A 20087-nucleotide genomic window follows, 5' to 3' on the forward strand; every position below is an offset into this window, starting at 1 on the left:
CTCAATGCTTGATTCTAGTCAAGCCTGGGCCAATCGCGGGAGTCATTTCCTGCAATCCACGGGCTCAGACCGCTTGCGGTTCGCCCGTGTTCCCGCAGTTGTTTCTGACTTGGCTGGAGAGTTGGGTAGAATCGGTTCTTTTTTCCCCTGAAGGAAGGCCAATGGCTCAGCCCTACAGTGCGCGCAGCCGCGCCATCGAACCTTTCCATGTGATGGCGTTGCTGGCCCGTGCCAACGAACTGCAAGCCGCCGGGCATGACGTCATCCACCTGGAGATCGGCGAACCGGATTTCACTACCGCCGAGCCAATCATCCAGGCCGGCCAGGCCGCGCTGGCGGCGGGCAAGACCCGTTACACCGCGGCCCGTGGCATCCCCGAGCTGCGCGAGGCCATCGCCGGTTTCTACGGCCAGCGCTATGGGGTGGAGATTGACCCCAGGCGCATCCTCGTGACCCCGGGCGGGTCCGGCGCGTTGTTGCTGGCCAGCGCCTTGCTGGTGGACCCAGGCAAGCATTGGCTGCTGGCCGACCCCGGTTATCCGTGCAACCGTCATTTCCTGCGCCTGGTCGAAGGGGCGGCGCAATTGGTGCCAGTGGGGCCCGAGGTGCGTTACCAATTGACGCCAGACTTGGTGAGCCGCCATTGGGACCAGGACAGCGTCGGTGCGTTGGTGGCCTCGCCGGCCAACCCGACCGGGACGATTCTCACCCGGGACGAGCTGGCGGGGTTGTCCAAGGCCATCAAGGGCCACAACGGCCATCTGGTGGTGGACGAGATCTATCACGGCCTGACCTACGGCACCGACGCCGCCAGCGTGCTGGAAGTCGACGACGATGCCTTTGTCCTTAACAGTTTTTCCAAGTATTTCGGCATGACCGGCTGGCGACTTGGCTGGCTGGTGGCCCCTTCGGCGGCTGTCGGCGAGTTGGAAAAACTCGCGCAGAACCTCTACATCAGTGCGCCGAGCATGGCCCAGTACGCCGCCCTGGCCTGTTTCGAGCCCGCGACCATCGAGATCTTCGAGCAGCGGCGGGCCGAGTTTGCGCGGCGCCGCGACTTTCTACTGCCGGCCTTGCGTGAATTGGGCTTCGGTATTGCGGTGGAGCCGGAAGGGGCGTTTTACCTCTATGCCGATATCAGCGCGTTCGGCGGCGATGCCTTTGCGTTTTGCCAGCACTTCCTGGAAACCGAGCACGTGGCCTTCACGCCGGGCCTGGATTTCGGCCGTCATCAGGCCGGCCATCATGTGCGCTTCGCCTACACCCAGAGCCTGCCGCGGCTACAGGAAGCGGTGGCGCGAATCGAACGTGGACTACGGAGCTGGCAAGGCTGATGCATTTTTCCCCTGCGTTGGAAGAGGGTCGCTTGATTCGACGTTACAAGCGATTTCTCGCCGATATCGAGACCGTTCATGGCGAACTGCTCACTATTCACTGCCCTAACACCGGATCGATGCTCAATTGCATGGCTGAAGGCGCGCGTGTCTGGTTCAGTCGCTCCAGCGACCCCAAGCGCAAGTTGCCCGGCACCTGGGAAATCGGCGAAACCCCTCAAGGGCGGCTCGCCTGCATCAATACCGCGCGGGCCAACGCGTTGATCGAAGAAGCCTTGCGCGCCGGGGTCATCAGCGAACTGAACGGGTTTACCGGGCTCAAGCGGGAAGTGGCTTATGGGGTGGAAAACAGCCGTATCGATTTTCGCCTGGACTACGATCAAGGCTCGGCCTGGGTCGAAGTCAAAAGTGTCACGCTGGGTTTCGATGGCACGAATGTGGCGGCGTTTCCCGATGCGGTGACCCTGCGCGGGGCCAAACACCTGAGGGAACTCGCCTGCCTGGCCCGCGAGGGTGTGCGGGCGGTGCAGCTGTATTGTGTGAACCTGAGCGGCATCGAAGCGGTGCGCCCAGCACAGGAAATCGACCCGGTTTACGCCGCTGCCTTGCGTGATGCGGTGGCGGCGGGTGTGGAGGTGCTGGCCTACGGGGTCACGCTGACGCCCGAGCAGATGTGGGTGGACCGTGCGTTGCCGGTATTGCTAGAACTCGACCCAGATGCCTTGCTCGTCCTCCCGGCTGTTTAGGGCAGCGAGGAATTGACCGGCGCAGGGGCCCGCCACGCATTCACCGCTCTCGATCAGGAACAGCGCGCCGTGGGTGGCGCACTGGATCAGGCTGGCGCTGGGGTCGAGGAACTGGTCGGGTTGCCATTCCAGCGGCACGCCACGGTGCGGGCAGCGGTTGAGATAGGCATACACCAGGCCGGCGCGCCGTACGGCCAGTACTTTGCGCCCATCGAGGTCGAAACCGCGACTGCCGTTGTCGGGCACTTCGGCGGCGGTACAAAGAAACTTCATGTGTATCTCTATATTTGTGTTGAAAAGTCCCCTGTGGGAGCGAGCCTGCTCGCGATAGCGGTGGATCAGCCAGCCTTAATGTGACTGACACACCACTATCGCGAGCAGGCTCGCTCCCACAGAGGTTCATGCCACAGATGTCTATGCTTGACGGTCAAATGAAAACAATTATCAAATGGCGCCTCCTTCGCAGGTGGCTGAGGATACTTGGCCGGGACCGGTCCTGTGAAAAACTTCTTTGAGGAAGCTGCCCGATGCGCCTGAACATCCGCGTTGTTGCGCTCTGTGTCGCACTGTTGCTCAACCAGGGGGCCAGCGCTGCTGACTTGCCGCAACGCTGGGTCAGCGCCGGTGGCGCCGTGTCGGAGTGGGTCAGTGCGCTGGGGGGCGAGTCGAAGCTGGTGGGCGTGGACTCCACCAGCCAGCATCCTGAATCCTTGCGGGCCTTGCCCAGTATCGGCTATCAGCGACAGCTGTCGGCGGAGGGCGTGCTGAGCCTGCGTCCGCAGATCCTGGTGGGCACCGAGGAAATGGGGCCACCGCCCGTGCTGGCGCAAATTCGCAGCGCCGGTGTGCAGGTTGAACTGTTCTCGGCCACACCAGGCCTGCCGGCCCTGCAGGGCAATCTGCGGCACCTGGGACAGTTGCTGGGGGCCGAGGCCGAGGCGGCGCGGTTGTTCGACCTTTATCAAAAGCAACTCACCCAGCAACAGGCCCGGGTGGCCGAGGCCCAGCGCAAACAAAAGGCTCCCGGTGTATTGCTATTGGTGGGCAGTTCCGGTGGCAAGCCACTGGTTGCGGGCAAGGGCACCTCCGCTGATTGGTTGTTACAGCAGGCCGGCGGTCACAACCTGGCAACCCACAGCGGCTACAAGTCTTTTTCCGTGGAAACCCTGGCCAGCCTGAATCCCGAGGTGCTGGTCTTTGCCGATCGTGCCCTGAGCGGTGAAGAAGCGCGTGCGGCGCTGTTCAGGGAAAACCCGATTCTTTCCTCGACCCGGGCCGCCAGGGACGGGCGCGTCATGGAGCTGGATCCGACGCTGCTGGTAGGCGGGTTGGGCCCGCGGTTGCCACAAAGCCTGGTGACACTGACGGCAGGCTTCTATCCGGCTGCGTCGGCCACGGCGCCATGACCTCGTTGGTCAAGCCACGCACCTTGTTCGTCGGCCTGGGCCTGCTGTGTCTGCTGGCGACCTGGTTGTCCCTGGCCCTGGGGCCGGTGAGTTTGCCGTTGCTCGACACCTTGCGCGCCGCCTTGCGCCTGTTGGGCTTGCCGGTGGCCGTCGATGGCCTGGAGCAGGCCGAACTGATCCTCGGCCAGATCCGCTTGCCGCGTACCTTGCTGGGGTTGGCAGTGGGCGGGGTGTTGGCGTTGTCCGGTGTGGCGATGCAGGGATTGTTTCGCAACCCACTGGCGGACCCGGGGCTGGTGGGCGTGTCCAGCGGTGCGGCACTGGGCGCCGCGTTCGCCATTGTCGGTGGCTCGGCGCTGGGTGGGTTGCCCGAAGCCTTTGGCCCCTACGTGCTTTCGTTGTGTGCATTTCTTGGCGGGCTCGGCGTTACGGCGCTGGTCTATCGTCTCGGGCGACGCAACGGCCAGACCCATGTCGCGACCATGCTCCTGGCCGGTATTGCCCTGACCGCCCTGTCCGGTTCGGCTGTCGGCCTGTTCACCTACCTGGCGGATGATGCGACCCTGCGCACCCTGACCTTCTGGAACCTGGGCAGTCTCAACGGTGCCAGCTATGCGCGGTTGTGGCCGCTGTTGCTGGTCAGTGCCGGAGTGGCGCTCTGGCTGCCACGCCGGGCCCGGGAACTCAATGCGTTGTTGCTGGGCGAGTCCGAGGCTGCCCACTTGGGCGTCAACGTCGAAGCCCTCAAGCGTGAGTTGGTGTTTTGTACGGCCCTGGGGGTTGGCGCGGCGGTGGCGGCTGCGGGCATGATCGGCTTCGTCGGGCTGGTAGTGCCGCATCTGGTGCGGCTGGTGGCCGGGCCCGACCACCGGGTGTTGCTGCCCGCTTCGGTGTTGGCGGGTGCCAGCCTGCTGTTGTTCGCCGACCTGGTGGCGCGCCTGGCCCTGGCCCCTGCGGAATTGCCGATCGGCATTGTCACGGCCTTCATCGGCGCGCCGTTCTTCCTTTATCTATTGGTGCGAGGGCGCGCCTGATGCTGCGAGCGCAGAACCTGCACATTCAACGTGGCCGCAAGACGGTGCTGGCGGACGTCGATCTCGCGCTCAACCCTGGCGAAGTGCTCGGTGTGCTCGGGCCCAACGGCGCGGGTAAAAGTACCCTTTTGGCGGGCCTGTGTGGCGAATTGCGCCCGGCCCAGGGGCAGGTCTGGCTCGATGATCGGCCTCTGGCTCAGTGGCAGGGTGCCGAGCGCGCCCGGCGCCTGGCGGTCTTGCCGCAGTCCTCGACCCTGGATTTTGCCTTCCGTGTCGAGGAGGTCGTCGGCATGGGGCGCCTGCCGCACCAGAGTGGTCGGCTGCGCGACGAGCAAATCGTCGCCGCGGCGCTGCAAGCGGCAGACGCCGCGCATCTGCACGGTCGCAGTTACCTGGCGTTGTCCGGCGGCGAACGTCAGCGGGTGCATCTGGCGCGGGTGTTGGCGCAGTTGTGGCCAGGTGAGGCGGGGCAAACCCTTTTGCTGGATGAGCCGACCTCGATGCTCGATCCGCTGCACCAGCACACCATCCTCCTGGCGGTGCGTGAATTCGCCAGTCGCGGTGCTGCCGTGCTGGTGATCCTGCATGACCTGAACCTGGCGGCGCGTTACTGTGATCGCCTGTTGCTGCTCGCGTCCGGTCGGCCGGTGGCCCTGGACACGCCCCGGCACGTGCTGCGCCCGGAACCGCTCAAGGCGGTGTTTGGCCTGGACGTGCTGGTGCAAGACCATCCGGAGCGAGGGCATCCATTGATCATTGCCCGCTGAGGGCGCCCTGGAGGATATGGACGTGCGCCTGCTTCTGATTCTGGCATTGAGTGTACTGACGGCGTGTCAGAGCATCGCTCCGCCCCCACTTGGCGGACGAATCCGTGATTTGCACAATGGCCAGGCCGTGACACCCCAGGCATTGGTCGAACGCTTGGCCAAGGCGCCTCGGGTGGTGGTGGGGGAGCGGCACGACAATCGCGATCACCACGCGCTGCAGGTCTGGCTGCTCCAGGCCCTGGCCGGGCAGCGGGCCCAGGGCAGCCTGTTGCTGGAGATGCTCACCCCCGCCCAGCAGCCACGCGTTGATTCGATCAGCCAGTTACCCGCCTTGCCGAAGGACCTGCCCGGCGCACTGGACTGGTCGCCCGGCTGGGATTGGAGCCTGTATGGCCCCGTCGTCGAGTTTGCCCTGGCGCAACGCTATCCGTTGCTTGCCGCCAATCTGGACACCGCCGAGATCCAGCGTTTCTATCGACAAGCCCCGGGCTTGATGGGCACTCGCTCCAATGCAGCCACTGTGAAGGACGAGTTGTTGGGGCAAATCCGTGAATCCCACTGCGGTTTGCTGCCCGAGTCGCAAATGCCGGCGATGCTGGCCGTGCAGCAACAGCGTGACCGGCGCATGGCCGAACGCCTGTTGCAAGCGCCGACACCGGCACTGTTGTTCGCCGGTGCCTGGCATGCGCGAAAGGATGTCGGTGTGCCGCTGCATGTGCTGGATCTTGGCGCCAGCGAGGCACCCATCGTCCTGATGTTGGCCGAGGAGGGCAGTGAGGTGACGTCGGCCATGGCGGATTACGTGTGGTACACGCCGGCCATGCCGCCACAGGATTACTGCGCGCAGATGCGCGAATCCAACCCCGTCCGGTAGGAGCTGCCGAAGGCTGCGATCTTTTGATCTTTCGCTTGGGGTTCAAGTGTCTGGGGATGATCGCAGCCTCGTTGCACTCGACAGCTCCTACACAGCTCCTACACACTCCTACGGAGCGAAGTGTGAGAAGGAGTGCTTCTTTCAGGCAAAAAAAAGACCCGGCAAAAGCCGGGTCAAATAACCGTGATTAGCCTGATGAGGAGATATCTGAGAGTCCGAACCAAGGGCTGTTCAAATATCGACCAGTCTCGCGACCGGACGTGGTAATCATAGCGATTCTCATTACCATGTCAAACATTGTTTTGCGATTCGCCGAAATAACCTTGCGGCCAGGGTCCGTGCAGGAAACGAAAGGGCGTCAGGCCTTGTGGCGCGTCGAAATGGCGTCCAGCTGTTTATTCAGGGCTTCTTTGCGCTCGGCGGGAATGTCATTCCAATGCACATCCATCAACGCGCCCTCGATGGCATACAGCAACACCTTGGAAGCCCGGAAGCCGCGCGTGCGTACGGCGCGATAGGCGTCCACCGCGCCGAGCCGGCGTAGATCGGAAGCGCTGTGGATGCCCACAGCATGCAGCCACTGGGCTGATGTCTTGCCCAGATTCTTCAGGTGTTGCAGTTCATCATTCATCGAGCCTCCTTGCGACGGCCGACTGGTGCAGTGGGCAAGCTTCTGAGCAGTGTAGCGGTCAGTAGGAAAAGCGTGATTGTTTGGTCGGATTCGACGCAAAAGCTTCTAATGCATTACGCACGATGGGGTGGGAAAAGGGTGAAAGCTATATGCTCCAGCGCAAGCGGGGGCGCTGGAGATCCGTTCAGTCTGTGGCAGGTCCGCTCGTTGGCCGACCCGCTTCAAACAGGTTCAGCGAGTGCGGTAGCGCAACCGGGTGCCGAAGTTCATCGACATCAGGATCTCGTCCGCAGACAGTTCCGGCGGGAAGTAGGCGCCGGAGATTTGCGCGTGGGCCAGGCTCGCGCCTTCCAGTGACGACTTGCGAAAGTCGATGCCGCGCAGATCGGCGGAGCGGAAGTAGGCGTCGCTGAAGTCAACGTCGTCCGCGTTCAGTTCCCGCAGATCAAGGCCTCGAAAGTCGCCGCCACGCATGTCGACTGGACCTTGTGGGCGTTCGTTGTTGAACCCGGCGATATCGTCTTTGCGCAGCAAGGCATAAAGCGGGGTGTTGAGAAGCTTGGGAAGGCTCATTTCATATCACCTGTTGGTTTTATGACGCCAGTATAGTGCCACTATTTGGCGGCCGTGAAGCTGGGCATCGCTTCACGGCCGAAATAGTTACAGGCCTGGCAGGCGCTGGCGGATCTGCGCGACCACGATGTCGAGTGTGCCGCTTTCGTTGGTTTGGACCCGTTTGCTGCAGAGAATTTCCGCCGGGGTCAGCGCCTCGCGGCTGGATTGTTGTGCGGCAATGACCGCCAGATTCGCATCGGAGGGGTCTTTCTGGTCGGCCTGACGTTGTGCCAGGCGGCTTTCGATGACCGCTTGCGGCGCATTACAGTCGAGGATCAAGAACGGAGCACCGGTGGCCTCGGCGATTTTCGCTGCTGCGTCGCGTTGATCGTGCTTGAGGTAAGTGGCATCGATCACCACCGGGAATCCGGCGTGCAGGATCACCGCGGCGATTTCATGCAGGCGGGCGTAGGTAGCGCTGCTGGCGTCGCTGCTATAAATGCCGGCCTGTGGATCGTTGGGTACTTGTTGCTGGCCGAACAGGCGCTTGCGCTCCACATCCGAACGCAGGCGAATGGCGCCCAGTGCCTCTACCAGGCGCATCGCGACATGGCTTTTGCCAACGGCCGAGACGCCGTGGGTGATGGCCAGGAAGCGCGAAGGAATGGTGCTGTAGCTTTCGGCCAGGTTGGCGTAGTTGCGGTACTGACGCAGGGTGGTGGCGCGCTGCACTGGATCGGCTTCGGCCGGCATGCTGAACAGCGCGACTTTTGCCCGGACCAGGGCACGATAGGCTTTATAGAAGTTCAGCAGCTCCAGGCCCTGGTAGTCACCGGTCAGTTCCAGGTACTGGCTGACGAAGCGCCGTGCCAGCGACTTCAGGCCGCGGTCTTCCAGGTCCATCGCCAGGAACGCAGTGTCGGCGTAGACGTCGGTGAAGCGGAACGGTTCGTTGAACTCGATGCAGTCGAAAATCACCACCTTGCCGTCGATCACGGTGGCGTTGCCCAGGTGGATATCACCGTGGCATTCGCGGATGAAACCTTCGGCCTTGCGCTGGGTGAACAGTGGCTTGAGGCGTTCGAAGCTGCTTTCGGCCCAGGCTTGCAGGGCTTCGAGTTGCAACAGATCGGCCTTGTCGTTGAGGAACGGGCGGATCTGTTCGAAGTTCTGCAGCACCGGTGCCATCACGCTTTGCGGGGTGCCGGCGTCGTTCTCGGCGGGCACCTTGGGCGTGGAGAGGTGGAACTGGGCGATCTGCGCGGCCATCTCGTCGATGTGCGCGGTGGTCAGTTCGCCGTTGGCTTGCAGCGTGCTGAGCAGTTCGCTCTGCGGGAACTGACGCATCTTCAGGGCGTACTCGATGGCCGGGCCGTCGCCACCCAGCTGTGGCGCTTCGGCGCTGCCGGTAATCGGCAGGACGTCCAGGTACAGGTCCTGGGTCAGGCGCTGGTTGAGGCGCAACTCCTCACCACAGAAGTGCTTGCGCGCCTCGAGGCTGGTGAAGTCGAGGAAGCCGAAGTTGACCGGCTTTTTGAATTTGTAGGCGTATGGACCGGTGAGCAATACCCAGGAAATGTGGGTCTCGATGACTTGGAACCCTTCGACGGGATGCGGGTAGAGGGCCGGGTTTTGCAGGGCAGCGATCAGGGATTGGCTCACGGGCGGTCCTTCATAGACGGGAAAAATTCAAGGCCGTCATTATGGCGGCAAGCGACGCGAACGCAAACCGGATGGCCTGTGTGCTGGGCTCATGTTGAACCGCGACAAAGTGCGTATAATCCGCCGCCATGACTCGTACCCGATCCCCCCGTACCCCCAAGAAACCACCCGCCAGCCGCCTGCGGCCCTGGCTGGGCTGGGCCCTTAAACTCAGCCTGGTGGGCCTCGTCGTGCTCGCCGGTTTTGCGGTCTATCTCGATGCCGTGGTCCAGGAGAAGTTCTCCGGCAAGCGCTGGACCATTCCGGCCAAGGTCTATGCCCGGCCGTTGGAGCTGTTCGTCGGACAAAAGCTGAGCAAGGATGATTTCCTGACCGAGCTCGATGCCTTGGGTTATCGCCGTGAAAGCGTGGCCAATGGTCCGGGTGCGGCCTCGGTCAATGGCAATACCATCGACCTCAATACCCGTGGCTTCCAGTTCTATGAGGGCATGGAGCAGGCGCAACCGGTGCGGGTGCGTTTTTCCGGCGATTATGTCGCTGCGCTGACCGGCGCCAACAACGCAAGCCTGTCGGTGGTGCGCCTTGAGCCGCTGCTCATTGGTGGCCTGTACCCCAAGAACCTCGAAGACCGGATCCTGATCAAGATCGACCAGGTGCCGCCGTTCCTGCTCGATACGCTGATCGCCGTCGAAGACCGCGACTTCTACCATCACTTCGGCGTCTCGCCCAAGTCGATTGCCCGGGCCATCTGGGTCAACACCTCCTCGGGCCACATGCGCCAGGGCGGCAGTACCCTGACCCAACAATTGGTCAAGAACTTCTACCTGACCAACGAACGCAGCCTGACCCGCAAGCTCACCGAAGCCATGATGGCGTTGCTGCTGGAGCTGCACTACGACAAGCAGGAGATCCTGGAGGCCTACCTCAACGAGGTATTTATCGGCCAGGACGGTCAACGGGCGGTGCACGGTTTCGGCCTCGCCAGCCAGTTCTTCTTCAGCCAACCGCTGTCCGAGCTCAAGTTGCATCAGGTGGCGTTGCTGGTGGGCATGGTCAAGGGACCGTCTTCCTACAACCCGCGTCGTAATCCGGAACGCGCCCTCGAACGGCGCAACCTGGTGCTCGACCTGCTGCAGCAACAAGGTGTGGCGACGGCCGAGCAAGTCGAGGCGGCGAAAAAGATGCCGTTGGGCGTGACCAAGCGTGGCAGCCTGGCAGACAGTTCGTTCCCCGGCTTCATGGACCTGGTCAAGCGTCAATTGCGGGAAGACTACCGCGACGAAGACTTGACCGAAGAAGGCCTGCGCATCTTCACCAGTTTCGACCCGATCCTGCAGATGAAGGCTGAGGCCTCGGTCGAGGACACCTTCAAGCGGCTGGGTGGGCGCAAGGGCGCAGACGAAGTTGAAGCGGCCATGGTGGTGACCAACCCGGAAACCGGTGAAGTCCAGGCCATGATCGGCAGCCGGCAGGCCAGTTTCGCCGGTTTCAACCGGGCGCTGGATGCGGTGCGCCCGATTGGCTCGCTGATCAAGCCGGCGGTGTACCTCACCGCCCTGGAAAAGCCGAGCCAATACACGCTGACCAGTTGGCTGTCGGACGAGACGTTCTCGGTCAAGGGCGCCGATGGCCAGGTCTGGAAACCGCAGAACTATGATCGTCGTTCCCACGGCACGGTGTTCCTGTACCAGGGGCTGGCGCATTCCTACAACCTGTCGACGGCTCGCCTCGGGCTGGAAGTCGGCGTGCCGAACGTACTCAAGACCCTGGCGCGCCTGGGGGTTAGCCGCGAATTCCCGGCGTTCCCATCGATGTTGTTGGGGGCCGGTGGCCTTACGCCGATCGAAGTGGCGGCCATGTACCAGACGCTGGCCAACGGCGGTTTCAATACGCCGATGCGCGGGATTCGCAGCGTGCTGACCGCCGATGGCGAGCCGCTCAAGCGTTATCCGTTCCAGATCCAGCAGCGTTTCGATCCGGCCTCCATTTACCTGATCCAGAGCGCGATGCAGCGGGTCATGCGTGAAGGCACCGGCAGTTCGGTCTATAACGTGTTGCCCCGGACCCTGACCCTGGCGGGCAAGACCGGTACCAGTAACGACTCGCGCGACAGCTGGTTCGCCGGCTTCAGCCAGGACCTGCTGGCGGTGGTCTGGCTCGGACGTGATGACAACGGCAAGACCCCGTTCACCGGTGCCACCGGTGCGCTGCAGGTCTGGACCAGTTTCATGCGCAAGGCCGACCCGTTGCCGCTGGACATGCCGCAACCGGACAACATCGTCCAGGCGTGGGTCGATTCGCGCACGGGGCAAGGCTCCGATGCCAATTGCCCGGGCGCCGTGCAGATGCCGTATATTCGCGGCAGCGAACCGCCACCCGGTGCAGCCTGTGGCGGCACGAATCCCGCCGAATCGGTGATGGATTGGGTCAAGGACTGGATGAATTAAGCAAAGAGGGTTTCAAGTGAACAAGTGGTTGATTCCAGCGGTAACGGCCGTGGCTTTGCTCAGTGGTTGCTCTACCGTACAACGTGGTTCGATTCCGGTTGTTGACTCCGGCACCGCTGTCTCCAACAGTGAGCGGGTCTCGGCCAACGGCGGTTTCCGTCAAACGACAGTGAAGCGGCCGGTGCAGGGCCAGGTCCAGGCAATCCCGCAGGGCGACACCGGTGTCGTCGTGATGGTGCCCGGTGGTGGCGCGACGACCTCGGCGCCGATCAGCAGCACGCCGATCACGCCGGGCCCGATCACCCCTGGGCCAATCGAAACCTCACCGATCAACCAGGGCAGCTACAGCATGCCTTCGACGCCGAGCAGCATTCCGTCGGCAGGAGCCGGAGGTCTGTCCGCCGATGAACAGCTGGACGGCCCGGTGCTGGCCCTGCTGACCACGGCGCAACAGCAACAGGCCGGTGGTGACCTCAACGGTGCGTCTTCCAGCCTGGAGCGTGCCCAACGTGTCGCGCCGCGCGAACCTCAGGTGCTTTATCGCCTGGCCCAGGTGCGCATGGCTCAGGGCGATGCGCCGCAAGCCGAACAGTTGGCCCGTCGTGGCCTGACATTCTCCAGTGGTCGCCCGGCACTTCAGGCCAGTCTGTGGGAATTGATCGCCCAGGCCCGTGAGAAACAGGGCGATTCCGCTGGCGCGGCATTGGCCCGTCAGAAGGCCAAGGTTTCGCTTTGATGGATACGCGTTTTCCTCAGATCGCCGATCAGTTGCTGTTGATCGAGCGGGAGTTGCGGGTCCAGGGCTGGTGGAGCGATGTTTCGCCTTCGGCGCAGGCGCTGGCCAGTGTCGAGCCGTTCGCGGTCGACACCCTGGACTTCGAGCAATGGCTGCAATGGATCTTCCTGCCCAGGATGAAAGCCATCCTGGAAAACGACCTGCCGCTGCCCAACGCCTCGGGCATCCTTGCCATGGCCGAGATGGTCTATGCCCAGCGGCCAGGGCAGGGGATCGAGTTGCAGCGGCTGCTGGCGCAGTTCGATCAGTTGATCAGCAACGCCGGCTGACCGACGTTACTGGCAGTTCTCCTCGATTTGCTTGCCGGTCTCGTCGATCCGCTGGCGCCGCTCCTCATCGGTGAGGCGGCGCATTTCCCCCTCCACGTCTTCGCGTACCCTGGGGTTGTTCTGCAATTGCGCCAGGTTGGTCCGGGCCTGTTCGCAGAACGCCTTGAGTTGGGCCTCCTGCTCGGCAATCTGTTTCTTGACCTGTTGGTCGATGGCCTTTTGGTCGCCAATGACTCCGCCAGACGGCGGTGCCGCCGGTTTGGCGGGCGGCGGGGCGGACTTGATCACCGTCGTGGCCTCCGTGCCTTCGGGCGGCTGGGCGCCGAAGTGGGTAACGCCCTGGGCATCCACCCATTTGTAGACCTGACCGGCCATGCACATCGGGCTCAGGCCAACCAGCAGGCTGGCCGTCAAGAAGATCATTCGCATGCTGTTTCCTTGTCATGGGTTGCGCAATTGAAGCTAACACAGTTGCCGTTTAAAGGTTTTTTCTTGCGTTCTCATGCGCTTACTTCGAATAAAGCACATAGACGACTTGACTTGAAGGAGGCGAAACAGAAGAATCCAAAGTCCGCTGTAGAGGGACTGCCAGAAGCAGACCCACTCAGCAGATCATGAGGCGCACATCCGCGCCGACCTGTTACACCCGCAACGCGTTACCTCGCGCTGGGTGGGAAAGGCCCGCAACACTTGGGACGATCCCAATACTTGCTCAGTCAGTGCTGACGTAGTCGGCGACCACCGTCGCTCATGCTCTGCCGAGAAGTAAACCTATTAAGACCCGTCCCTTTCTTGTGGGTCGGTATTCTGGCGTTTTAGAGGTGAACAACGTGGAGCTTTTATCTGGCGGTGAGATGCTCGTCCGCTTTTTGCGTGACGAAGGCGTCAAATATATCTACGGGTACCCCGGTGGTGCTCTTCTTCATGTCTATGATGCCCTGTTCAAAGAACCGGAAGTGACCCACATCCTGGTTCGTCACGAGCAGGCGGCCACCCATATGGCTGACGGCTATGCCCGTGCCACCGGCAAGGCCGGCGTGGTACTGGTGACTTCCGGTCCAGGCGCCACGAACGCCATCACCGGTATCGCCACCGCGTACATGGACTCCATCCCGATGGTGATCATTTCCGGCCAGGTGCCCAGCACTATGGTGGGTACCGACGCATTCCAGGAAACCGACATGATCGGTATCTCCCGGCCGATCGTGAAGCACAGCTTCATGATCAAGCACGCGTCGGAAATCCCGGAAGTCATGAAGAAGGCCTTCTACCTGGCTGAATCCGGTCGTCCGGGCCCGGTCGTGGTCGATGTCCCGAAAGACATGACCAACCCGGCCGAGAAGTTCGAATACATCTTCCCGAAAAAAGCCAAGCTGCGTTCCTACAGCCCGGCCGTACGCGGCCACTCCGGACAAATCCGCAAGGCAGCCGAAATGCTCCTGGCGGCCAAGCGCCCTGTGCTGTACTCCGGTGGTGGCGTGATCCTCGGCGGTGGCTCCGCGCCGCTGACCGAGCTGGCGAAAATGCTCAACCTGCCGGTTACCAATACGCTGATGGGCCTGGGCGCGTTCCCGGGCACCGACCGTCAGTTCATCGGTATGCTCGGCATGCACGGCAGCTACACCGCCAACCTGGCGATGCACCACGCCGATGTGATCCTGGCGGTCGGCGCACGTTTCGACGACCGCGTCATCAATGGCCCGGCGAAATTCTGCCCGAACGCCAAGATCATCCACATCGACATCGACCCGGCGTCCATCTCCAAGACCATCAAGGCAGACGTGCCGATTGTCGGTCCTGTAGAGAGCGTGCTGACCGAAATGGTCGCCATTCTCAAGGAAATCGGCGAGGTTCCAAACAAGGAATCCGTGGCCAGTTGGTGGAAGCAGGTTGATGAATGGCGCGGCGATCGTGGCCTGTTCCCTTATGACAAGGGTGACGGCAGTGTGATCAAGCCGCAGACCGTGATCGAAACCTTGTGTGAAGTGACCAAGGGCGATGCCTTTGTGACCTCCGACGTGGGCCAGCACCAGATGTTTGCTGCGCAGTACTACAAGTTCGACAAGCCCAATCGCTGGATCAACTCCGGCGGCCTGGGCACCATGGGCTTCGGTTTCCCGGCGGCCATGGGCATCAAGTTGAGCTTCCCAGAGGCTGATGTCGCCTGCGTCACGGGCGAAGGCAGCATCCAGATGAACATCCAGGAACTGTCCACCTGCCTGCAATACGGTTTGCCGGTGAAGATCGTGATCCTGAACAACGGCGTGTTGGGAATGGTTCGCCAGTGGCAGGACATGAGCTACGGCAGCCGTCACTCGCACTCGTACATGGAATCGTTGCCTGATTTCGTCAAGCTGGCAGAGGCCTACGGTCACGTTGGCGTGCGCATCACCGAATCGAAGGATTTGAAGTCGAAGATGGAGGAAGCGTTCGCCATGAAGGATCGCCTGGTGGTGATCGATATTGCGGTCGACACCAGCGAGCACGTCTACCCGATGCAGATCAAAGACGGCTCCATGCGCGATATGTGGCTGAGCAAGACGGAGCGTACCTAATCATGCGACATATTATTTCCCTGCTTCTGGAAAACGAACCGGGTGCGCTGTCTCGTGTAGTGGGCCTGTTCTCGCAGCGCAACTACAACATCGAAAGCCTGACCGTGGCGCCAACCGAAGACCCGACCCTGTCGCGTCTGACGCTGACCACCGTAGGGCACGATGAAATCATCGAGCAGATCACCAAGAACCTGAACAAGCTGATCGAGGTGGTCAAGCTGGTGGACCTGTCGGAAAGCGCTCACATCGAGCGTGAACTGATGCTGGTCAAGGTCAAGGCCACCGGCGCCCAGCGCGCCGAGATCAAACGCACTACCGATATTTATCGTGGGCAGATCGTCGATGTCAGCGCCAGCGTCTATACCGTTCAGTTGACCGGTACCAGCGACAAGCTCGACAGCTTCATTCAATCGATCGGCACTGCCTCGATTCTGGAAACCGTACGCAGTGGCGTCACCGGGATTGCCCGTGGCGACAAAGTACTGAGCGTCTAACCAAATTAGCGAATGGCCTGAACGGCCGGATATAGGGGAAATTCATGAAAGTTTTCTACGATAAAGACTGCGACCTGTCGATCATCCAGGGCAAGAAAGTCGCCATCATCGGCTACGGCTCCCAAGGTCACGCCCAAGCGTGCAACCTGAAAGATTCCGGCGTTGACGTGACTGTCGGCCTGCGTAAAGGCTCGGCCACCGTTGCCAAGGCCGAAGCCCATGGCCTGAAAGTGACCGACGTGGCTTCTGCCGTTGCTGCGGCCGACCTGGTCATGATCCTGACCCCGGACGAGTTCCAATCGGCGCTGTACAAGAACGAAATCGAACCGAACATCAAGAAAGGCGCCACGCTGGCCTTCTCCCACGGCTTCGCGATCCACTACAACCAGGTTGTGCCACGTGCCGACCTCGACGTGATCATGATCGCGCCGAAGGCCCCGGGTCACACCGTGCGTTCCGAGTTCGTGAAAGGCGGCGGTATCCCTGACCTGATCGCGATCTACCAGGATGCGTCCGGCAACGCCAAGAACGTGGCCCTGTCCTACGCTGCTGGCGTGGGCGGCGGTCGTACCGGCATCATCGAAACCACCTTCAAGGACGAGACCGAAACCGACCTGTTCGGCGAGCAAGCCGTTCTGTGCGGCGGTACCGTCGAGCTGGTCAAGGCCGGTTTCGAAACCCTGGTTGAAGCTGGCTACGCGCCGGAAATGGCCTACTTCGAGTGCCTGCACGAACTGAAGCTGATCGTTGACCTCATGTACGAAGGCGGTATCGCCAACATGAACTACTCGATCTCCAACAACGCCGAATACGGCGAGTACGTGACCGGTCCGGAAGTCATCAACGCCGAATCCCGTCAGGCCATGCGCAACGCCCTGAAACGTATTCAGGACGGCGAATACGCCAAGATGTTCATCAGCGAAGGCGCTACCGGCTATCCTTCGATGACCGCCAAGCGTCGCAACAACGCCGCTCACGGTATCGAAATCATCGGCGAGCAACTGCGCTCGATGATGCCGTGGATCGGTGCCAACAAGATCGTCGACAAAGCCAAGAACTAAGTCGCGAACTTGATCGAAAAACGCGGCCTCGGCCGCGTTTTTTCGTTTGGGCGGTGGCTTCTGGTATAAAGCTGCATCGTTTGCGGCCGAACCGTCGTCCCAGACATCTGTCGAATTTTTTCACACCGTTGCAAGGTATTGTCCATGAGCGAACGTCCCGACGAGCCAAACCAGGCTCCTGACGCCGAAAGCCTGTTGCCCATCGATGAGCACGTCGAAGAAGGCCATGACGCTGAAGGCCGTAAGGTCCGGCATCGTGGCATCTATCTGTTGCCGAACCTGTTCACCACCGCGAACCTGTTCGCCGGTTTCTATTCCATCATCAGCTCCATGAGTGCCCAGGCTGCCTTGAGCGCTGGCGATAGCGCAGGGGCGAGCCGTTACTTCGCGTTCGCCGCCATTGCGATCTTCGTCGCCATGGTGCTCGATGGCCTGGACGGGCGCGTGGCCCGCATGACCAATACACAGAGCGCGTTCGGCGCCGAATACGATTCGCTGTCCGACATGGTCGCCTTCGGCGTAGCGCCTGCCTTGCTGGCGTTCGGTTGGGCGCTGGGGGATATGGGCAAGGTCGGCTGGATGGTTGCCTTTGTCTATGTGGCGGGTGCGGCGTTGCGCCTGGCTCGTTTCAACACTCAGGTCGGCAAGGCTGACAAGCGTTACTTCATCGGCCTGGCCAGTCCGGCTGCGGCGGGTGTCGTGGCAGGTGTTGTCTGGGCATTCAGCGACTACGGCATCCAGGGTTCAAAAATGTCGTTTCTGGTGGCGCTGCTGGTTGCGGCGGCCGGGATGCTGATGGTCAGCAACATCAAGTACAACAGCTTCAAGGAGCTGGACCTGAAGGGGCGTGTGCCGTTCGTGGCGATTCTGGCGGTGGTGCTGGTATTCGCGGTGGTGTTCAGTGATCCACCGCGTATCCTGTTGCTGGTGTTCCTGGGCTATGCCGCCTCCGGACCGGTGCAATACTTGTTGCGTCTTCGCCGACGCTAAACGTTGCCTTAATGTAATTTCCCCCATACTCCGCAGTCTATTGGTGCATCTGCCCTCCAATACTGCGGAGTTGTCATGCTGATCAAGATCCCCAAGTCCTCCGACTGCCGTGAATCGGACGTCACGCCCGAATCCCTCTATCTATCCCGTCGACAAATGCTCGGTGCAACCCTGGCTGGCCTCGCCGTCAGCAGCTTGCCTCAATGGGCCAGTGCTGCCGATGCGGCGCGGTATGCCGATGTCGAGCCCGGCAAGGCGCCGTCCTGGTTTGCCGAGAAACTGCCTTCAGTCCGATGGGGCGCGGTCTCAGTCAAGAATGAGCCCATCACACCGTTCAAGGACGCAACTCATTACAACAACTTCTATGAGTTCGGAACCGACAAGGGAGACCCGGCAGCCAATGCCGGGTCGTTGAAGACCGAGCCCTGGAGCGTTGTCGTGGACGGGGAGGTGGGCAAGCCGGGACGCTACGGGTTGGAAGACTTCATGAAGCCTTATCAACTGGAAGAGCGTATCTATCGATTGCGCTGTGTCGAGGCCTGGTCGATGGTCATTCCGTGGATTGGCTTCCCCATCTCTGCATTGCTCAAGCAGGTCGAGCCGACCTCCAAGGCCAAGTACATCCGCTTCGAAACCCTGCAGGATCCCAAGGTCATGCCGGGGCAGCGTTCCGGCTTCGCCTTGATCGACTGGCCGTATGTCGAAGGCTTGCGATTGGATGAGGCCATGAACCCGTTGGCCATCCTGGCGGTGGGAATGTATGGACGGGAGTTGCCGAACCAGAACGGCGCGCCGCTACGGTTGGTGGTCCCCTGGAAATACGGTTTCAAAAGTGTGAAGTCCATCGTTCGTATCAGTCTGGTGAGTGAGCAGCCGAAGACGACTTGGCAAAGCATTGCGTCTGACGAATACGGTTTCTATGCCAACGTCAATCCGACGGTCGATCATCCGCGGTGGACCCAGGCGCATGAGCGTCGTTTACCGAGCGGGCTGTTCAGTCCCAATGTTCGCGATACGTTGATGTTCAACGGCTATCAGGATGAAGTCGCTTCTTTATATGCAGGGATGGACCTGAGGAAGGACTACTGATGCGTTTTCCAGTCTGGCGAATCGGCGTCTTCATCGCGGCGGCGATCTGGCCCTTGTTCTGGCTTTACGAGGCCTTGATGAACTCGCTGGGTCCTGACCCGGGCAAGGTGCTGGTGGATCGGCTCGGGTTGGGCACGTTGATCCTGTTGTTGATCACCTTGAGCATGACGCCGCTGCAAAAACTGACGGGATGGGCGGGGTGGATTGCCGTCAGGCGGCAGTTGGGGTTGTGGTGCTTTACTTATGTGGTGCTGCATTTGAGTGGGTATGCGGCGTTCATATTGGGGTTCGACTGGTCGCAGCTGGGCGTCGAGTTGAGCAAGCGGCCTTACATTATTGTCGGGGCGCTTGGGTTTCTCGGCCTGCTGGCGTTGGCGGTTACATCCAATCGCTACAGTCAGCGGCGGCTTGGCGTGCGCTGGAAGAAATTGCATCGCCTGGTTTATCTGATCCTGGGGCTTGGGTTGTTGCATATGCTGTGGATCGTGCGGGCAGATCTGAAGGAGTGGGCGATATACGCCTTTATAGGGGCTGTACTGTTGATGCTGAGAGTCCCGCCGGTTATGCGCCGGATCCCGCGTTTACTGGGTAGGAAAGTCCCTTCTGCAACAAAAGCGTAATTAGGGGTTGACGGCAGATTCTGGAAGTCTATAATTCGCCCCACTTCCGGCGCAGTCGAAACGGAAAACTCCTTGGGATTCAATGAGTTAAGTAAGTTTCGAAGGTCTTGGGCTTCAGTTCATCGAGGCCYGGAAGGAGCAGATAGAGCGGTGTTGTTTGGCTCTATTGGCGGTTCGATCTTCTCGRTCGAAAGCGGTGAAAAAGAGGTGTTGACAGCAGCGAGTAACGCTGTAGAATTCGCCTCCCGCTAACGAGAGATCGAAAGCGCAAGTGGTTGAAGTTGTTGATGTTTCCGAAGCGAAACTTTGAAAACTTCTTAAAATAACCGCTTGACAGATACACGGKGCGCTGTAGAATGCGCGCCTCGGTTGAGACGAAAGACTCAGCCARCCGCTCTCAGCCARCCGCTCTTTAACAACTGAATCAAGCAATTCGTGTGGGTGCTTGTGGAGTCAGACTGCTAGTCAACAGATTATCAGCATCACAAGTTACTCCGCGAGAAATCAAAGATGTAACCAACGATTGCTGAGCCAAGTTTAGGGTTTTCTCAAAACCCAAAGATGTTTGAACTGAAGAGTTTGATCATGGCTCAGATTGAACGCTGGCGGCAGGCCTAACACATGCAAGTCGAGCGGTAGAGAGGTGCTTGCACCTCTTGAGAGCGGCGGACGGGTGAGTAATGCCTAGGAATCTGCCTGGTAGTGGGGGATAACGCTCGGAAACGGACGCTAATACCGCATACGTCCTACGGGAGAA

20 protein-coding genes and 1 rRNA gene (1 of these 21 running past the window's edge) are annotated in these 20087 nt (G+C 60.9%); 16 read left to right on the forward strand and 5 right to left on the reverse strand.

Going from position 1 to position 20087, the window contains the following annotated elements; translation table 11 throughout:
- The first annotated feature begins 161 nt into the window (after positions 1–161).
- Both ASC85_RS18875 and sfsA read left to right on the forward strand, forming a co-directional pair.
- The gene (locus tag ASC85_RS18875) at positions 162–1334 is read left to right on the forward strand and encodes a pyridoxal phosphate-dependent aminotransferase (protein WP_057450880.1); all 1173 of its coding nucleotides are present in this window, start codon (positions 162–164) and stop codon (positions 1332–1334) included.
- Positions 1334–2080 (forward strand): DNA/RNA nuclease SfsA, encoded by a 747-nt coding sequence (sfsA, locus tag ASC85_RS18880; RefSeq protein ID WP_057450881.1) that lies wholly within the window; start codon positions 1334–1336, stop codon positions 2078–2080. Before ASC85_RS18875 ends, sfsA begins: the two co-directional genes overlap by 1 nt.
- Here sfsA and ASC85_RS18885 read toward each other — a convergent pair.
- Positions 2036–2353, reverse strand: a complete 318-nt coding sequence (locus tag ASC85_RS18885; RefSeq protein WP_057450882.1) for a Rieske (2Fe-2S) protein — start codon at positions 2351–2353, stop codon at positions 2036–2038. The two genes, sfsA and ASC85_RS18885, sit on opposite strands and share 45 nt — an antisense overlap.
- Positions 2354–2607: 254 nt before the next feature.
- Here ASC85_RS18885 and ASC85_RS18890 point away from each other — a divergent pair, with 254 nt between their 5' ends.
- From ASC85_RS18890 to ASC85_RS18905, 4 genes are read left to right on the forward strand one after another with little or no spacing between them, the layout of a single operon-like run.
- Complete coding sequence (locus ASC85_RS18890; protein WP_057450883.1) at positions 2608–3486, forward strand: heme/hemin ABC transporter substrate-binding protein; 879 nt, start codon at positions 2608–2610, stop codon at positions 3484–3486.
- A gap of 50 nt (positions 3487–3536) precedes the next feature.
- A complete protein-coding gene (locus ASC85_RS18895; protein WP_164488490.1) occupies positions 3537–4520 on the forward strand; it encodes a FecCD family ABC transporter permease in 984 nt (327 codons plus the stop codon).
- Entirely contained in the window at positions 4520–5287 is a 768-nt protein-coding gene (locus ASC85_RS18900; RefSeq protein WP_057450885.1) for a heme ABC transporter ATP-binding protein, read from the forward strand. Before ASC85_RS18895 ends, ASC85_RS18900 begins: the two co-directional genes overlap by 1 nt.
- A 16-nt stretch (positions 5288–5303) precedes the next feature.
- Positions 5304–6161 carry a ChaN family lipoprotein gene (locus ASC85_RS18905; protein WP_057450886.1) on the forward strand — a complete coding sequence of 286 codons (858 nt, stop codon included), beginning with the start codon at positions 5304–5306 and terminating at the stop codon, positions 6159–6161.
- 358 nt (positions 6162–6519) lie between these two features.
- Here the strand turns inward: ASC85_RS18905 and ASC85_RS18910 are convergent, their stop codons facing one another.
- From ASC85_RS18910 to ASC85_RS18920, 3 genes are all read right to left on the reverse strand, one after another.
- The gene (locus tag ASC85_RS18910) at positions 6520–6792 is read right to left on the reverse strand and encodes a TfoX/Sxy family protein (protein WP_003205623.1); all 273 of its coding nucleotides are present in this window, start codon (positions 6790–6792) and stop codon (positions 6520–6522) included.
- A 231-nt stretch (positions 6793–7023) separates the two neighbouring features.
- Complete coding sequence (locus ASC85_RS18915; RefSeq protein ID WP_003205621.1) at positions 7024–7365, reverse strand: pentapeptide repeat-containing protein; 342 nt, start codon at positions 7363–7365, stop codon at positions 7024–7026.
- A gap of 87 nt (positions 7366–7452) precedes the next feature.
- On the reverse strand, positions 7453–9009 hold the full coding sequence (locus ASC85_RS18920) for a bifunctional aminoglycoside phosphotransferase/ATP-binding protein (RefSeq protein ID WP_057450887.1): 1557 nt from the start codon (positions 9007–9009) through the stop codon (positions 7453–7455).
- Positions 9010–9137: 128 nt separating this feature from the next.
- Between ASC85_RS18920 and mrcB the strand changes: the two genes are divergently transcribed.
- Genes mrcB through ASC85_RS18935 form a run of 3 tightly spaced genes read left to right on the forward strand, consistent with a single transcriptional unit; the run spans position 9138 to position 12521 of the window.
- Entirely contained in the window at positions 9138–11456 is a 2319-nt protein-coding gene (mrcB, locus tag ASC85_RS18925) for a penicillin-binding protein 1B (RefSeq protein WP_003205618.1), read from the forward strand.
- A 16-nt stretch (positions 11457–11472) separates the two neighbouring features.
- On the forward strand, positions 11473–12192 hold the full coding sequence (locus ASC85_RS18930; protein ID WP_057450888.1) for a tetratricopeptide repeat protein: 720 nt from the start codon (positions 11473–11475) through the stop codon (positions 12190–12192).
- The gene (locus ASC85_RS18935; protein WP_003205615.1) at positions 12192–12521 is read left to right on the forward strand and encodes a YqcC family protein; all 330 of its coding nucleotides are present in this window, start codon (positions 12192–12194) and stop codon (positions 12519–12521) included. The genes ASC85_RS18930 and ASC85_RS18935 overlap by 1 nt, the downstream gene beginning before the upstream one ends.
- A 6-nt stretch (positions 12522–12527) precedes the next feature.
- Here ASC85_RS18935 and ASC85_RS18940 read toward each other — a convergent pair whose 3' ends face one another.
- Positions 12528–12950, reverse strand: a complete 423-nt coding sequence (locus ASC85_RS18940; protein ID WP_057450889.1) for a DUF4124 domain-containing protein — start codon at positions 12948–12950, stop codon at positions 12528–12530.
- Positions 12951–13351: 401 nt separating this feature from the next.
- On the opposite strand from ASC85_RS18940, the gene ASC85_RS18945 reads away from it, so the two are divergent.
- From ASC85_RS18945 to ASC85_RS18975, 7 genes are all read left to right on the forward strand, one after another.
- Positions 13352–15076 carry an acetolactate synthase 3 large subunit gene (locus ASC85_RS18945; protein ID WP_003205612.1) on the forward strand — a complete coding sequence of 575 codons (1725 nt, stop codon included), beginning with the start codon at positions 13352–13354 and terminating at the stop codon, positions 15074–15076.
- Positions 15077–15078: 2 nt separating this feature from the next.
- A complete protein-coding gene (ilvN, locus tag ASC85_RS18950) occupies positions 15079–15570 on the forward strand; it encodes an acetolactate synthase small subunit (RefSeq protein ID WP_057450890.1) in 492 nt (163 codons plus the stop codon).
- A gap of 44 nt (positions 15571–15614) precedes the next feature.
- On the forward strand, positions 15615–16631 hold the full coding sequence (ilvC, locus tag ASC85_RS18955) for a ketol-acid reductoisomerase (RefSeq protein WP_003185459.1): 1017 nt from the start codon (positions 15615–15617) through the stop codon (positions 16629–16631).
- A gap of 144 nt (positions 16632–16775) precedes the next feature.
- Entirely contained in the window at positions 16776–17621 is an 846-nt protein-coding gene (pssA, locus tag ASC85_RS18960) for a CDP-diacylglycerol--serine O-phosphatidyltransferase (RefSeq protein ID WP_014340224.1), read from the forward strand.
- Between the two features lie 75 nt (positions 17622–17696).
- Positions 17697–18710, forward strand: a complete 1014-nt coding sequence (gene msrP, locus ASC85_RS18965) for a protein-methionine-sulfoxide reductase catalytic subunit MsrP (protein WP_057450891.1) — start codon at positions 17697–17699, stop codon at positions 18708–18710.
- Positions 18710–19330, forward strand: a complete 621-nt coding sequence (gene msrQ / locus ASC85_RS18970; protein ID WP_003205600.1) for a protein-methionine-sulfoxide reductase heme-binding subunit MsrQ — start codon at positions 18710–18712, stop codon at positions 19328–19330. Before msrP ends, msrQ begins: the two co-directional genes overlap by 1 nt.
- Before the next feature lie 567 nt (positions 19331–19897).
- Positions 19898–20087: ribosomal RNA gene (locus ASC85_RS18975) — 16S ribosomal RNA — on the forward strand; it runs 1347 nt beyond the window's last position.

This window comes from Pseudomonas sp. Root401 (assembly GCF_001425105.1).
Classification (GTDB): Bacteria; Pseudomonadota; Gammaproteobacteria; order Pseudomonadales; family Pseudomonadaceae; genus Aquipseudomonas; species Aquipseudomonas brassicacearum.

Excerpts from the sequence above, each read along its gene's own strand:
- ASC85_RS18875 (WP_057450880.1), top strand. The coding sequence starts at position 162 with ATGGCTCAGCCCTACAGTGCGCGCAGCCGCGCCATCGAACCTTTCCAT.
- sfsA (WP_057450881.1), top strand. The coding sequence starts at position 1,334 with ATGCATTTTTCCCCTGCGTTGGAAGAGGGTCGCTTGATTCGACGTTAC.
- ASC85_RS18885 (WP_057450882.1), bottom strand. The coding sequence starts at position 2,353 with ATGAAGTTTCTTTGTACCGCCGCCGAAGTGCCCGACAACGGCAGTCGC.
- ASC85_RS18890 (WP_057450883.1), top strand. The coding sequence starts at position 2,608 with ATGCGCCTGAACATCCGCGTTGTTGCGCTCTGTGTCGCACTGTTGCTC.
- ASC85_RS18900 (WP_057450885.1), top strand. The coding sequence starts at position 4,520 with ATGCTGCGAGCGCAGAACCTGCACATTCAACGTGGCCGCAAGACGGTG.
- ASC85_RS18905 (WP_057450886.1), top strand. The coding sequence starts at position 5,304 with ATGGACGTGCGCCTGCTTCTGATTCTGGCATTGAGTGTACTGACGGCG.
- ASC85_RS18910 (WP_003205623.1), bottom strand. The coding sequence starts at position 6,792 with ATGAATGATGAACTGCAACACCTGAAGAATCTGGGCAAGACATCAGCC.
- ASC85_RS18915 (WP_003205621.1), bottom strand. The coding sequence starts at position 7,365 with ATGAGCCTTCCCAAGCTTCTCAACACCCCGCTTTATGCCTTGCTGCGC.
- mrcB (WP_003205618.1), top strand. The coding sequence starts at position 9,138 with ATGACTCGTACCCGATCCCCCCGTACCCCCAAGAAACCACCCGCCAGC.
- ASC85_RS18935 (WP_003205615.1), top strand. The coding sequence starts at position 12,192 with ATGGATACGCGTTTTCCTCAGATCGCCGATCAGTTGCTGTTGATCGAG.
- ASC85_RS18940 (WP_057450889.1), bottom strand. The coding sequence starts at position 12,950 with ATGCGAATGATCTTCTTGACGGCCAGCCTGCTGGTTGGCCTGAGCCCG.
- ilvN (WP_057450890.1), top strand. The coding sequence starts at position 15,079 with ATGCGACATATTATTTCCCTGCTTCTGGAAAACGAACCGGGTGCGCTG.
- ilvC (WP_003185459.1), top strand. The coding sequence starts at position 15,615 with ATGAAAGTTTTCTACGATAAAGACTGCGACCTGTCGATCATCCAGGGC.
- pssA (WP_014340224.1), top strand. The coding sequence starts at position 16,776 with ATGAGCGAACGTCCCGACGAGCCAAACCAGGCTCCTGACGCCGAAAGC.
- msrP (WP_057450891.1), top strand. The coding sequence starts at position 17,697 with ATGCTGATCAAGATCCCCAAGTCCTCCGACTGCCGTGAATCGGACGTC.
- msrQ (WP_003205600.1), top strand. The coding sequence starts at position 18,710 with ATGCGTTTTCCAGTCTGGCGAATCGGCGTCTTCATCGCGGCGGCGATC.